Here is a 13,488-nt window from a genome sequence, read left to right as displayed (position 1 = left end):
CGGACACACATCGAGGGCGCAACCGCCCTCGACCTGAAACGAATTCAACGGGCGCGTCCCTGCACCCATGCAGCAGAAACTAGCCCGGTACGCGGCGGATCTTGGCGCCGAGCATTTGCAGTTTCTCTTCGATGCATTCATAACCACGGTCGATGTGGTAGATGCGATCGATCAGGGTGTCGCCTTCAGCGATCAGTGCCGAGATCACCAGGCTGGCCGAAGCACGCAGGTCGGTGGCCATGACTGGCGCGCCCTTGAGCTTCTCGGTGCCGGTAACGATGGCTGTGTTGCCCTCGACCTGGATCTTGGCGCCCATGCGATGCAGTTCATAAACGTGCATGAAGCGGTTTTCGAAGATCGTCTCGATCACGGCGCCAGTGCCTTCAGCAATGGCGTTGAGGGAGATGAACTGCGCCTGCATGTCCGTCGGGAACGCCGGGTACGGAGCAGTCCGCACGTTAACGGCTTTTGGCCGCTTGCCGTGCATGTTCAGCTCGATCCAGTCTTCGCCACAGGTAATTTCGGCGCCGGCTTCACGAAGTTTTTCCAAAACGGCTTCGAGGATGGTCGGATCAGTATCCTTGACCTTCACACGCCCGCCCGTCACTGCTGCCGCTACCAGGTAGGTGCCGGTTTCGATACGGTCCGGCATCACTTTGTAGGTGGCCGGGTGCAGACGTTCGACGCCATCGATGGTGATGGTGTCGGTGCCGGCGCCCGTGATTTTGGCGCCCATGGCAATCAGGAAGTTCGCCAGGTCGATGACTTCAGGCTCGCGCGCAGCGTTTTGCAGCACGCTGCGACCCTTGGCCAGAGCCGCGGCCATCATGATGTTTTCGGTGCCGGTCACACTGACGGTGTCGAAGAAGAAGTTCGCGCCGCGAAGGCCACCTTCAGGCGCCTTGGCCTTGATATAGCCACCTTCGACGTCGATGACCGCGCCCATGGCTTCCAGGCCACGGATGTGCAGATCGACCGGACGCGAACCAATGGCACAACCGCCAGGCAGTGCGACTTCGGCTTCACCGAAGCGGGCAACCATAGGTCCCAGCACCAGGATCGACGCACGCATGGTTTTCACCAGTTCATACGGTGCGATCAGGGTCTTGATGGTACGCGGGTCAATTTCGACGCTGAGTTTCTCGTCGATCACCGGCTCAATGCCCATCCGACCGAACAGCTCGATCATGGTGGTGATGTCGTGCAGGTGCGGCAGATTGGCCACGGTCACCGGGCCATCGCACAGCAGAGTTGCAGCCAGAATCGGCAGGGCAGAGTTCTTTGCCCCGGAGATGCGGATTTCGCCATCAAGACGAACGCCGCCGGTAATAATCAGTTTATCCATAAGAATCTCGACGCCCTTGGGCTCAGGTGCGCTCGGCCCAGGCCGCGCTGCTGAAAAATTTCATAGTGACCGCGTGGATGCTGCCATCGGTGATCCACGGGTTCAAATGGGCATAGATCTGCTGCTGACGCTTCACCGGGCTCAACGCCGCCAGTTCATCGCTAATCAAATTCAGCTGAAAGTTGCAGCCTTCGCCCTCGACTTCTACCTGTACTGATAAAAAAGTTTCGGACAGCTTTCCTTCAAGAAAGCTCTTCACTTCGCTGGCCTGCATGCTCAACCTCAATCGGCGCCCTGTGCGCGCGGGTCGGACATCATACAAAAAAGCCCCGCGCCTGCGAACCCCGCATTCACAGGACTCTGACGGGGGGCTTCTTTATAGATGCCGGTTAGGGGTGCGCCAACAGCTCGGTCAGTTCACTGACCTGGGCAATTTCACGCATGTCTTCGGGCATTGCACGGATGCTCAGGGCCTTACCGGCCGCCTGGGCATCGCGCATAAAGCACAGCAGCAACGATAAACCGACGCTGCTGGACTTCTGCACCGCCGAACAATCAACCACCAATGCCGTAGCGTTACTGGACTTGATCAGCACCTGACCCTGCTTGCGCAGGTCCGGGCCGGAACGGTAATCCAGCACGCCACTGAGAAGCAGCTCGCCGGTTTCGCTCATGCGAACAGCCGACTCAGTCATGGGGTTGGTTTCTCGGCAGTTTTTTCCGAGGTTTCCTTGGCCTTGGCGACTTCCCCAGCCCAACCATTGATGGTTTTGTCCAGGTCATTGCCATTGCGCTGCATCGCATCAGCGAACTGATCACGGAACAGCTTGCCAATATTGATCCCATTGATAATGACGTTGCGCAACTTCCACTCGCCATTGATCTTCTCAAGGGTGTACTGCACGGGATAAACCGCGCCATTACTGCCCTTGACTGTCATGCCAACGCTGGTGCGGTCTCCCGACTCATCCCTGGAAGGATCAACGACGATCCCCTGGTTGTTGTACTCAAGCAAGGCGTTGCCATAGAACTGAAAAAGACCTTTCTTGAAGTTTTCTTCAAACGTCTTCATCTGCGCGGGCGTAGCTTTGCGCGAATACTTGACCGTCATGATGCTTTTGGAAATGCCTTCGGCATCCACCACTGGCCCGACGATGGTGTTAAGCGCCGTATAAAAGTCGTGCGGGTCCTGCTTGTACTTCTCTTTATTAGCCGACAGATCGGCGAGCATCCGGGTCGTGGTATCCAGAACCAGATCGTGCGCCGAAGGCGCCGCTACGGCATTGGCCATCAACGGCAAGGCCGCGAGGAACACCAACAAGCCACGTCGCAAGGTAGAGATCATTCAAAAGCTCCTCATTTAGCGTCTTTGCTAACGGTATTGAGCAGGAATTTACCGATCAGGTCTTCCAGTACCAGAGACGATTGGGTGTCGTGGATAGTTCCACCTTCCTTGAGCAGGGCTTGTTCCCCACCGACACTGATACCGATGTACTTCTCGCCCAACAGGCCCGCCGTCAGGATAGATGCAGTGGAGTCAGTCGGCAGATTATCTACACGCTTTTCCACTTGCATCGTCACTCGACCGGTGAAGCTTTCATGGTCCAGATCGATTGCCGTAACCTTGCCGATGGTCACACCGGCCATGGTCACTTTAGCTCTGACCGTCAAACCGGCGATATTGTCGAAGTTGGCATAAAGTTTATACGTTTCGGTATTCGCGCTCGGCGCCAGGCCACTGACTCGCAGGGCAAGTAGCAGTAAAGCCAGGATGCCAGCCAGCAAGAAAAGGCCGACACCGATTTCCAGGGTGCGGTTTTGCATCAGAAATCTCCAAACATCAAGGCGGTCAAAATAAAGTCCAGGCCGAGTACCGCCAAAGAGGCATACACCACGGTCTTGGTAGTGGCACGACTGATCCCCTCGGAAGTGGGCTCACAGTCATAGCCTTGGAATACGGCAATCCAGGTCACGACAAAGGCAAAGACGATGCTTTTGATAATGCCATTGATCACATCACCACTGAACGTCACGCTGTTTTGCATGTTTGCCCAGTAGGAGCCTTCATACACGCCCAGCCAGTCGACAGCGACCCACGAACCGCCCCAGATCCCGACAACGCTGAATATCATCGCCAGCACCGGCAGGGAGATGAAGCCGGCCCAAAGGCGCGGCGCAATGATGTACTTGAGTGGATCGACACCGATCATTTCCAGGCTGGACAACTGCTCGGTGGACTTCATGTTGCCGATTTCGGCCGTCAGGGCAGAACCTGCGCGACCCGCGAACAGTAACGCGGTGACCACCGGACCCAGCTCTCGCAGCAGCGTCAGCGCAACCATTTGCCCGACAGCTTGCTCCGAACCATAGCTGGAAAGGATGCTGAAACCCTGGAGGGCCAACACCATGCCGATGAACAACCCCGAGACCACGATGATCACCAGGGACATCACGCCCACCGAATGCAGCTGTTTGACCAACAGGCCGAAACCACCACCGATACCACCACGACCGATCAAAGCGTGAAACAGGAACAGCGTCGAGCGCCCGAACACGGCGAGAGCATCAATAGCAGCCTCCCCGAACCGACGAACTCTTTCGATCAGTGAAATCTTGCGCATCAACGCTTCCCCAGAAGATCTGCGCGGTAATCCGTCGCTGGAAAGTGATACGGAACTGGGCCGTCGGGATCGCCGGTCATGAACTGACGAATACGAGGCTCGTCGGAGTTCATCAATTCATCCGGAGTGCCTTGCCCCAATACCTGCCCATCGCCGACTACATAAATATAGTCGGCGATGCTCGCGGTCTCTGCCAGGTCATGGGAGACAACGATGCTGGTAATGCCCAGTGCGTCGTTCAGCAGACGGATCAGACGCACCAGCACGCCCATGGCGATAGGGTCTTGGCCGACGAAAGGTTCGTCATACATGAGAATTTGCGGATCGAGCGCAATCGCCCTGGCCAGCGCCACACGACGCTTCATGCCACCGGACAGCTCGTCCGGCATCAAGTCAATGGCCCCACGCAAACCCACGGCCTGCAACTTGAGCAGGACGATGTCCCGGATCATTTCATCCGGCAGGTCGGTGTGAACGCGCAGCGGAAAAGCGACGTTCTCGAACACATCGAGATCGGTAAACAGGGCGCCACTCTGAAACAGCACACCCATGTGCTTGCGCGCATCGAACAGATCACTGCGCGAAAGCTTCGGCAGGTTCTGACCGTTGACCCAGACTTCACCGCTGCTGGGCCGCAATTGCGCACCCATCAACCGTAGAAGCGTGGTCTTGCCACACCCGGAAGGTCCCATGATGCCGGTGACCTTGCCGCGAGGGATACGGATATCGACGTTATTGAAAATGCTGCGCGCACCGCGCTTGAAGGACAGTCCCTTCAGCTCGACCGCGTAGGCGTTATCGGCACTCATCTAAACTCCTTGCGATGCAGCCTCTCACTCGGACGCCTGGCTTCCTGACGAAAGCACATACCTCCCGGGCGGGCCGAACTGGCGGCGAACTATATCACTGCAAAGGCCAACCGCCCAAGGCCCAAGCCAGAGCATATTCAGCAACGTGACAGGCAAAAATGCTGATTTAGAGGCATTAGAGAACGGCTGTTAACAAAGCACGACGAACTTGCGTGAGGGTTTCGATCATTACCGCTATAATCGCCGCCTTTTCATCGGGCTATACGATTTCAGACATGAGCCAATCCCGCGACCTGATTCAATCGGCACAACGCACCATCCGCCTTGAGCTGGAAGCCGTACAAGGCTTGCTGCCCCATATCGACGCGGATTTCGTGCGCGCTTGCGAGATGATTCTGGCCAGCAAAGGCCGCGTCGTCGTGGTCGGCATGGGCAAATCCGGGCACATCGGCAACAAAATTGCCGCCACCCTGGCCAGCACCGGCACCACTGCATTTTTCGTACACCCGGCCGAAGCCAGTCACGGCGACATGGGCATGATCACTCGCGATGACATCATCCTTGCATTGTCGAACTCCGGCTCCACCAATGAAATCGTTACCCTGCTGCCGCTGATCAAACGCCTCGGCATCCAGTTGATCAGCCTCACCGGCAACCCTGATTCGCCGCTGGCCAAGGCTGCCGAAGTCAATCTTAACGTGCATGTCGAACACGAAGCCTGCCCGCTGAACCTTGCGCCCACCTCGTCGACGACCGCAGCGCTGGTCATGGGCGACGCCCTGGCTGTTGCTCTGCTGGAGGCACGCGGCTTTACGGCCGAAGATTTCGCTTTTTCCCATCCTGGCGGCGCACTTGGCCGACGCCTGCTCCTGAAAGTGGAACACGTCATGCACGCCGGCCAGGAACTGCCACAGGTGCAACGTGGCACGCTGCTAAAGGACGCGCTGATGGAGATGACCCGAAAAGGCTTGGGCATGACCGTTATCCTGGAAGCAGACGGCAGGCTCGCCGGGATTTTCACGGACGGCGACCTGCGTCGCACACTGGACCGCAGCATTGATATCCGCAGCGCCACCATCGACCAGGTCATGACCGCGCATGGCAAGACCGCCCGCGCCGAAATGCTCGCCGCCGAAGCCCTGAAAATCATGGAAGACCATAAAATCAACGCACTGGTAGTGGTCGACAGCGAGGATCGCCCGGTTGGCGCCTTGAACATGCACGATTTGCTGCGCGCAGGAGTGATGTAATGAGTACCGACCTGCTGCAACGCGGCAAACAGATCAAACTGGCCGTATTTGACGTCGACGGCGTGCTGACTGACGGCCGCCTGTACTTCCTGGAAGACGGCAGCGAATTCAAGACATTCAGCACCCTTGATGGCCAAGGCATCAAGATGTTGATGGCAGCCGGCGTTCAGACCGCTATCATCAGCGGTCGTAAGACCCCGGTGGTCGAACGGCGTGCAAAGAACCTGGGGATTCCACACCTGTACCAGGGCCGCGAAGACAAACTGGTCGTGCTGGACGAGCTTCTTGCTCAACTCAACCTAAGCTATGAACAGGTTGCCTACCTCGGTGACGACCTGCCGGACCTACCGGTGATTCGCCGCGTGGGCCTGGGCATGGCCGTGGCCAACGCCGCCAGTTTCGTCCGTGAACACGCCCACGGCGTTACCCAGGCCCGAGGCGGCGAAGGCGCCGCCAGGGAATTCTGCGAATTGATCCTGCGCGCCCAAGGCCGCCTCGATGCAGCCAACGCTGCGTACCTGTGAGCCCATTTATGCTGAGCAAAAAGATTCGCAACATCCTGATGTTCGGCTGCATCGCTGCGATATTCGCGGCCGTCGGCTACTGGAACATCAGCCCGGAACGCTTCCTCGACAAGCCAGTGGCCAAGGTCGATGAAGGCGAGATCGACTACTACGCCACCAACGCACAAAGTATGCAGTTCCTGCCAGATGGCAAATTGCAGTACGACCTGACCTCAGACAAGGTCGAACACTTGAAAGCGAGCGATGTAACGCTGCTGACCAACCCCGACCTGAACATGTTCCGTGGCACCGAGTTTCCGTGGCACGTGCAAAGTTTGCGCGGCGAGGTCAACCCGGGCGGCACGCAAGTGGAACTGATCGACTCAGTACGCATTGCACGCACCGATGAAAAGAACCGCGACACCATTATTACCAGCACCCGTATGACAGTGTTCCCACAGCAGCAATATGCGCAGACCGAGCAACCCGTTAGAATCGACGGCGCTGGCGGGGTGTCATTTGGCACGGGAATGAAAGCGTATTTGAAAGAAAGCAGGATACACCTGCTATCGAAAGTAAGAGGACAGTATGAGGCTCGTTAAAACCCTCCCTATTTTGCTCAGTCTGGGCGCAGCACTGGGAAGCGTGAGCGCCTGGGCTCTGCCGAACGATAGCCAGCAACCGATCCGCATCCAGGCTGACGATGCTCAGCTCGATGACAAGCAAGGGATCGCCACCTATAAAGGTGACGTGATCATCACCCAAGGCTCGATGAAGGTCACCGGCAACACCGTGACCATCACTCGCACGCCGGCCGGCGAAATCGACGTCGTGACCTCCGTGGGCAACCTCGCGTATTTCGAGCAGAAGCAGAAGCCCGACTCGCCGCAGCCAGTTAAAGGCTACGGCAAGACCGTTCAGTACCATGCCCAGCAAAACCGCATCGTGCTGATCGACCAAGCCAAAGTCATCAGCGACGACGGCAGTACCACCGAAGGCGAGAAAATCGTCTATGACACGGTGAAACAGGTGGCTACCGCAGGCCGCGCCAATGGCTCGCCAATCACCACGCCACGCCAACGGATCGACATGGTGATCCCGCCGAAGCAGAAGGCCCAGTAATGGCAACTCTCAAAGCCCAACATCTGGCCAAGAGCTATAAGGGCCGGCAAGTCGTGCGCGACGTCAGCCTGTCCATCGACAGCGGACAGATCGTCGGCCTGCTCGGCCCCAATGGCGCGGGCAAGACCACCTGCTTCTACATGATCGTCGGCTTGGTACAGGCCGATCAGGGCCGCGTACTGATCGACGACCTCGACGTGAGCCACCAACCGATGCACGGCCGTGCAAAGGCCGGTATCGGCTATCTCCCGCAAGAAGCGTCGATCTTCCGCAAACTGTCGGTGGCCGACAACATCATGGCGATTCTTGAGACACGAAAAGAACTCGACAAAGCCGGGCGGCGCCAAGAGTTGGAAAGCCTGCTCCAGGAATTCCATATCAACCACATTCGCGACAACCTCGGCATGAGCCTTTCCGGTGGTGAGCGCCGTCGCGTGGAAATCGCAAGAGCACTGGCCACGGCACCGAAATTCATCCTGCTGGACGAACCTTTCGCCGGCGTTGACCCGATCTCCGTGGGCGACATCAAGCAAATCATCCATCACCTCAAGGCAAAGGGCATCGGCGTCTTGATCACCGACCACAACGTCCGTGAAACATTGGATATCTGCGAAACAGCCTACATCGTCAACGATGGACAACTGATCGCCGAAGGCGATTCTGCAACCATCCTGGCCAACGAGCTGGTAAAAGAAGTTTATCTAGGCCATGAGTTCCGCCTGTAAGCACTGAGGTGCCCGGCAATGGCCTGAGCGTGCGTTCCAATAAAGTTTTTTTATTGCTACAGCGCTCCCGGCAAACACGAAGCTCCAAAGGTGTTCAGCCGATGGCCAGAAAAGCGTATCAGTGAAGCCTTAGGGGTTTTATTGTTACAGCGCTCTAGGCAAACACTTCAGTTTCAGGCATATAATTTGCTTATGTTTGGCGCTCCGGCGCCCTGTAGTGGATGGCGCATGTGCGCCGGCGAATAAGGTGTTAAGCCCCTGCCATGAAACCATCGCTAGTCTTGAGAATGGGCCAGCAGCTGACGATGACACCGCAGCTGCAACAGGCTATCCGCCTGCTCCAATTGTCGACCTTGGACCTGCAACAGGAAATCCAGGAGGCCTTGGAGTCCAATCCGATGCTCGAACGCCAGGAAGAAGGCGACGACTTCGATAACACCGACCCGTTGGCCGACAGCGCCGAGCAGAAACCCAACGCCGACGTTCAGGAACCCTCTTACCAGGAATCCGCCCCAACGGTGGATAACCTTGAGGAAGGCGACTGGAACGAACGCATCCCCAACGAACTGCCTGTCGACACGGCCTGGGATGACGTCTACCAGACTAGCGCCAGCAGCCTGCCGAGCAACGATGACGACGAGTGGGATTTCACCACCCGCACATCGGTCGGTGAAAGCCTGCAAAGCCACCTGCTGTGGCAATTGAATCTTGCACCGATGTCCGACACTGATCGCTTGATCGCCGTCACCCTGATCGACTGCATCAACAATCAGGGCTACCTGGACGAAACGCTCGATGAAATCCTCGAAGCCTTCGACCCGGAACTGGATATCGAACTGGACGAAATCGAAGCCGTCCTGCACCGCATCCAGCAATTCGAACCTGCTGGTATCGGTGCCCGGAACCTGGGCGAATGCCTGCTGCTGCAATTGCGCCAACTGCCCGCCAAGACGCCTTGGCTGGCTGAAGCCAAACGCCTGGTCAGTGATTACATAGATTTGCTCGGCAGCCGCGACTACAGCCAGCTCATGCGGCGCATGAAACTCAAGGAAGATGAGCTGCGGCAGGTCATCGAACTGGTCCAAAGCCTCAATCCACGCCCAGGCTCACAGATAGAGTCCAGCGAAGCCGAATACGTGGTGCCCGACGTCATCGTGCGTAAAGATAACGAACGCTGGCTGGTAGAGCTGAACCAGGAGTCGGTGCCACGCCTGCGGGTCAACGCCCAGTACGCAGGTTTCGTGCGTCGCGCGGACACCAGCGCCGATAACACGTTCATGCGTAATCAGTTGCAAGAAGCCCGCTGGTTCATCAAGAGCCTTCAGAGCCGCAACGAAACCCTGATGAAAGTAGCCACCCAGATCGTCGAGCATCAGCGAGGCTTCCTGGAGTACGGTGACGAGGCCATGAAACCGCTGGTACTGCATGACATCGCCGAAGCGGTGGGGATGCACGAATCAACGATTTCACGGGTAACCACGCAGAAATTCATGCATACCCCACGGGGCATATATGAGTTGAAATACTTTTTCTCCAGCCACGTCAGCACCTCCGAAGGCGGTGAATGCTCGTCCACGGCAATCCGCGCGATCATCAAAAAACTGGTTGCCGCGGAAAATCAGAAAAAGCCGTTGAGTGACAGCAAGATCGCTGGTTTACTGGAGGCACAAGGCATTCAGGTGGCTCGCCGCACCGTCGCCAAGTACCGTGAGTCCCTAGGGATCGCGCCTTCGAGCGAACGCAAGCGGTTGATGTAAGCCACAGCACAGCGTTCCAGTGGCAGGTATTTCTACCTGCCGCTTTATGCACTGGCAACGAAGGAGAAGCTGTATGCAAGTCAATATCAGTGGACACCAGCTGGAAGTGACAGAGCCCCTGCGCGCCTACATAGGCGAAAAACTCAAAAGGCTTGAGGGGCATTTCGACAAAATCACCAATGTGCAAGTCACGATGAACGTCGAGAAGCTGAAGCAGAAAATCGAAGCCACCTTGCATATCCCCGGCGGAGAAGTGGTCGCCAATGCCGAGCATTCAGACATGTATGCGGCCATTGACCTGCTGACCGACAAGCTGGATCGCCAACTTAAAAAGCATAAGGAAAAGACCCAAAGCCTGCTTCAGGGCGCAACCGGTCGTTAACACTCCCTACCCATGATCCGACTTGAAAACATCCTGACCCCCGGCCGTTCCCTTGTGAACGTGCCGGGCGGCAGTAAAAAGAAAGTACTCGAACAAATTGCCAACCTGATCGCCCGCGAAGTGCCGGATCTGGCCATGCAGGATGTCTTCGAGAGCTTGGTTGCCCGTGAAAAACTCGGCTCCACGGGTTTTGGCAACGGTATCGCCATCCCCCACTGCCGCCTCAAAGGCTGCGAAGCGCCCATCAGTGCGTTGATGCACCTGGATGCTCCCATCGATTTCGACGCTATTGACGGCGCCCCGGTTGATTTGCTGTTTGTACTGCTGGTACCGCAAGCCGCCACCGATGCGCACCTTGAATTGCTTCGACAGATCGCCAGCATGCTTGATCGCAAGGAAGTTCGTGATCGCCTGCGTAGCGCCCCGAGTAACGAAGCCTTGTATCAGGTTGTCCTGGACGAGCAAAACGGTCAGTAATCATGCGCTTGATCATTGTCAGCGGCCGGTCCGGCTCAGGTAAAAGCACCGCACTCGATGTCCTTGAGGACAGCGGCTACTACTGTATCGACAACCTGCCGGCAGGCCTGTTACCAGAGTTGGCCGAACGCGCATTGATTCATACCGAGCTAGCGCAACCGCTGGTCGCTGTTTCTATTGATGCACGCAACCTGCCCAGCCATCTTTCGCGCTTTCCCGAATTACTCGAGGAAGTCCGCAGCCGGCATATCCAGTGCGATGTTGTTTATCTGGACGCCGACGAAGAAACATTGCTCAAGCGCTTCTCGGAAACCCGTCGTCGCCATCCGCTGACCAGCGCCAATCGCTCGCTGGCAGAAGCGATTGAAGATGAAACCCAACTGCTGGGCCCCATCTCAGACCTGGCCGACCTCAAGATCAATACCACCAACCTGAATCTGTACCAGTTGCGCGACACCATCAAGTTGCGCCTACTTAACCAGCCAGAACCCGGTACCGCTTTCCTGGTGGAGTCTTTTGGATTCAAGCGTGGGATGCCGGTGGATGCCGACTTAGTGTTCGATGTGCGCTGCCTGCCAAACCCTTACTGGAAGCCAGAATTGCGGGATCAGTCAGGACTGGATCAACCGGTAGCCGACTACTTGGCTGCACAACCGGATGTCGAAGAGATGTTCCAGGACATTTCCTCCTACCTGCTGAAATGGCTGCCGCGTTTTGCTGCGAGCAACCGCGCTTACGTCACCATCGCCATTGGTTGCACCGGCGGACATCACCGCTCTGTCTATCTGACCGAACGTCTCGGCCAGGTCCTGCAACATTCCCTGAAGAACGTCCAGGTCCGCCACCGCGACCTCAGCTAAAGGATTCACACCGCGATGCCTGCTCTGGAAATTGAAATCATCAACAAGCTGGGCCTGCATGCCCGTGCATCAGCAAAATTCGTTGGGGTCGCAGGACAGTACCCATGCCAGATCAGAGCGGGCCGCACCCCGGAGTCGATGGTTGACGGTAAAAGCATCATGGCCATGATGATGCTCGCTGCGGGCAAGGGCACCAAAATTCACTTGAGTACCGAAGGCGAGCAGGAGCAGGAAGCGCTTGACGCTTTGGTGGCATTGATCAACAACTACTTCGACGAAGGCGAGTAACACCTCAGCCTGATTACTGTTATGGCGAGAGGCAGCTCCTCGCCATACCCATTTGCCAGGCGCAAAAGCAATCGGGCGTCAGGCAGTGCCTTGGCCAATGTGCAAGTTGCCACGCCCTGTAAGGCTCGCGTCAGGCTTGGTTACAGATCCAGCCACGCCAATCCTTGAGCCACTAACACGCTCATACCCGCCAGCCATAACAGCGATCCGAAAGCATAACGAAACATTCGCCAGCCTCCGATCTTCCGTATTTCAGTGCTCATAGTCAGCCTTGAAGTGTCGCGGGGATGACTCAAATCAGCGCAGCCAAATAGCGCGCCGCAACTTCGGGCCAATTGATCACGTTGTAGAACGCATTGATGTATTCCGGACGACGGTTCTGATAGCGCAAGTAATAAGCGTGCTCCCAAACATCCAGGCCGAGGATGGGCGTATTTCCATTCATCAACGGGCTGTCCTGGTTACCGCTGCTTTCCACAACCAGGTTTTTTTGAGGTGTCACACTCAACCAGGCCCAGCCGCTGCCGAAGCGTGTCAGCGCCGCGTTGGTGAAAGCCTTTTTGAAATTATCGAGGCCGCCCAGATGCTCATCGATAGCGTTGGCCAGCGCGCCGTCAGGCTGACCGCCAGCATTGGGCGCCATGACCGCCCAGAATAGTGAATGGTTCGCATGACCCCCACCCTGATTGATCACGGCAACGCGCAATTTTTCTGGCAAATGTTGGACACTGACCAACAGTTTTTCCACTGACCATGCGGCAAACTCAGTGCCTTCAACGGCCGCGTTGAGGTTGTTGATGTACGTTTGGTGATGCTTGGTGTAGTGAATTTCCATGGTCTGCGCATCGATATGCGGCTCTAGGGCGTCATAGGCATACGGCAACGCAGGCAAGGTAAAAGCCATTTCAATGAACTCCGTATTGAAGAGATGAAGCGTGATCCCGAGGCGCCGCGGTCTCCCTGTACAGCAGGCGGTGTGTGCGCGGGTATTCGCCGTGTTCGCTGATGAAGTTCAACAGCTCGATGTAAGTTTTACTGCTCTGACGCCACGCGGCCTCGCGAAGGGCAGGCGCCAGCCGAAGGTCCTGAAGGGTCTGCAATAAGCGTTGATGGATGGCGCACAGGTACTCGGCGCTCTCCTCCGGTTGATTTAGGCGCAAATGCAGGTCCGCCAGGTTGTGGTGGGAAATAACGCAAGCCGACACCGCTTCGTCGGCATCAGCCCAGCGCTCGAATAACACGTGGGCCAGCGCCAGCGCTTGCAAGTAAGCCTCGCGAGCATCGACGAACTCGCCCAGCATGAAGTAGCGATTAGCCCTTTCGATCGTGCGTTTCCAATGCTCCATGGT

At 56.9% G+C, this 13,488-nt stretch carries 19 protein-coding genes; 10 read left to right on the top strand and 9 right to left on the bottom strand.

Translation table 11 applies throughout. From position 1 onward, the window contains the following. Window positions 1-79 precede the first annotated feature (79 nt). From murA to RHM68_RS04115, 7 genes are all read right to left on the bottom strand, one after another. Window positions 80-1,345 (bottom strand): UDP-N-acetylglucosamine 1-carboxyvinyltransferase, encoded by a 1,266-nt coding sequence (murA, locus tag RHM68_RS04145; protein WP_322220663.1) that lies wholly within the window; start codon window positions 1,343-1,345, stop codon window positions 80-82. 22 nt (window positions 1,346-1,367) lie between these two features. Next, entirely contained in the window at window positions 1,368-1,619 is a 252-nt protein-coding gene (locus RHM68_RS04140; RefSeq protein ID WP_322220662.1) for a BolA family protein, read from the bottom strand. A gap of 115 nt (window positions 1,620-1,734) precedes the next feature. Then, window positions 1,735-2,040, bottom strand: a complete 306-nt coding sequence (locus RHM68_RS04135) for an STAS domain-containing protein (protein ID WP_322220661.1) — start codon at window positions 2,038-2,040, stop codon at window positions 1,735-1,737. After that, a complete protein-coding gene (locus tag RHM68_RS04130) occupies window positions 2,037-2,690 on the bottom strand; it encodes an ABC transporter substrate-binding protein (RefSeq protein WP_322220660.1) in 654 nt (217 codons plus the stop codon). Before RHM68_RS04130 ends, RHM68_RS04135 begins: the two co-directional genes overlap by 4 nt. 11 nt (window positions 2,691-2,701) lie before the next feature. Then, entirely contained in the window at window positions 2,702-3,169 is a 468-nt protein-coding gene (gene mlaD, locus RHM68_RS04125) for an outer membrane lipid asymmetry maintenance protein MlaD (RefSeq protein WP_322220659.1), read from the bottom strand. After that, the gene (mlaE, locus tag RHM68_RS04120) at window positions 3,169-3,966 is read right to left on the bottom strand and encodes a lipid asymmetry maintenance ABC transporter permease subunit MlaE (protein ID WP_322220658.1); all 798 of its coding nucleotides are present in this window, start codon (window positions 3,964-3,966) and stop codon (window positions 3,169-3,171) included. The genes mlaD and mlaE overlap by 1 nt, the downstream gene beginning before the upstream one ends. Continuing rightward, window positions 3,966-4,775, bottom strand: a complete 810-nt coding sequence (locus RHM68_RS04115; protein ID WP_322220657.1) for an ATP-binding cassette domain-containing protein — start codon at window positions 4,773-4,775, stop codon at window positions 3,966-3,968. The genes mlaE and RHM68_RS04115 overlap by 1 nt, the downstream gene beginning before the upstream one ends. A 275-nt stretch (window positions 4,776-5,050) precedes the next feature. On the opposite strand from RHM68_RS04115, the gene RHM68_RS04110 reads away from it, so the two are divergent. From RHM68_RS04110 to RHM68_RS04065, 10 genes are all read left to right on the top strand, one after another. Next, entirely contained in the window at window positions 5,051-6,025 is a 975-nt protein-coding gene (locus tag RHM68_RS04110) for a KpsF/GutQ family sugar-phosphate isomerase (protein ID WP_322220656.1), read from the top strand. After that, the gene (locus RHM68_RS04105; RefSeq protein WP_322220655.1) at window positions 6,025-6,549 is read left to right on the top strand and encodes an HAD family hydrolase; all 525 of its coding nucleotides are present in this window, start codon (window positions 6,025-6,027) and stop codon (window positions 6,547-6,549) included. Before RHM68_RS04110 ends, RHM68_RS04105 begins: the two co-directional genes overlap by 1 nt. An 8-nt stretch (window positions 6,550-6,557) precedes the next feature. Beyond that, a complete protein-coding gene (gene lptC, locus RHM68_RS04100; protein ID WP_322220654.1) occupies window positions 6,558-7,130 on the top strand; it encodes an LPS export ABC transporter periplasmic protein LptC in 573 nt (190 codons plus the stop codon). Next, window positions 7,117-7,650, top strand: coding sequence for a lipopolysaccharide transport periplasmic protein LptA (lptA, locus tag RHM68_RS04095; RefSeq protein ID WP_322220653.1), 534 nt, complete (start codon window positions 7,117-7,119; stop codon window positions 7,648-7,650). The genes lptC and lptA overlap by 14 nt, the downstream gene beginning before the upstream one ends. Further along, a complete protein-coding gene (gene lptB / locus RHM68_RS04090; protein WP_322220652.1) occupies window positions 7,650-8,375 on the top strand; it encodes an LPS export ABC transporter ATP-binding protein in 726 nt (241 codons plus the stop codon). The genes lptA and lptB overlap by 1 nt, the downstream gene beginning before the upstream one ends. 263 nt (window positions 8,376-8,638) lie before the next feature. Beyond that, window positions 8,639-10,132 (top strand): RNA polymerase factor sigma-54, encoded by a 1,494-nt coding sequence (locus RHM68_RS04085; RefSeq protein ID WP_322220651.1) that lies wholly within the window; start codon window positions 8,639-8,641, stop codon window positions 10,130-10,132. A gap of 73 nt (window positions 10,133-10,205) precedes the next feature. Continuing rightward, on the top strand, window positions 10,206-10,514 hold the full coding sequence (gene hpf, locus RHM68_RS04080; protein ID WP_322220650.1) for a ribosome hibernation-promoting factor, HPF/YfiA family: 309 nt from the start codon (window positions 10,206-10,208) through the stop codon (window positions 10,512-10,514). Window positions 10,515-10,526: 12 nt separating this feature from the next. Next, window positions 10,527-10,991 carry a PTS IIA-like nitrogen regulatory protein PtsN gene (gene ptsN, locus RHM68_RS04075; protein ID WP_322220649.1) on the top strand — a complete coding sequence of 155 codons (465 nt, stop codon included), beginning with the start codon at window positions 10,527-10,529 and terminating at the stop codon, window positions 10,989-10,991. 2 nt (window positions 10,992-10,993) lie between these two features. Beyond that, the gene (gene rapZ, locus RHM68_RS04070; RefSeq protein WP_322220648.1) at window positions 10,994-11,851 is read left to right on the top strand and encodes an RNase adapter RapZ; all 858 of its coding nucleotides are present in this window, start codon (window positions 10,994-10,996) and stop codon (window positions 11,849-11,851) included. Between the two features lie 15 nt (window positions 11,852-11,866). Further along, on the top strand, window positions 11,867-12,139 hold the full coding sequence (locus tag RHM68_RS04065; protein WP_322220647.1) for an HPr family phosphocarrier protein: 273 nt from the start codon (window positions 11,867-11,869) through the stop codon (window positions 12,137-12,139). Between the two features lie 292 nt (window positions 12,140-12,431). Here RHM68_RS04065 and RHM68_RS04055 read toward each other — a convergent pair whose 3' ends face one another. Beyond that, window positions 12,432-13,043 carry a superoxide dismutase gene (locus tag RHM68_RS04055; protein ID WP_322220646.1) on the bottom strand — a complete coding sequence of 204 codons (612 nt, stop codon included), beginning with the start codon at window positions 13,041-13,043 and terminating at the stop codon, window positions 12,432-12,434. A 1-nt stretch (window position 13,044) separates the two neighbouring features. After that, window positions 13,045-13,485: a hypothetical protein gene (locus tag RHM68_RS04050; protein WP_322220645.1), complete on the bottom strand. Its 441-nt coding sequence runs from the start codon at window positions 13,483-13,485 to the stop codon at window positions 13,045-13,047. Window positions 13,486-13,488: the final 3 nt, after the last annotated feature.

It is taken from the genome of Pseudomonas sp. DC1.2 (assembly GCF_034351645.1).
GTDB lineage: Bacteria > Pseudomonadota > Gammaproteobacteria > Pseudomonadales > Pseudomonadaceae > Aquipseudomonas.
Note: the sequence above shows the minus strand (reverse complement) of the source record. Positions and strands in the feature narration are given on the sequence as shown.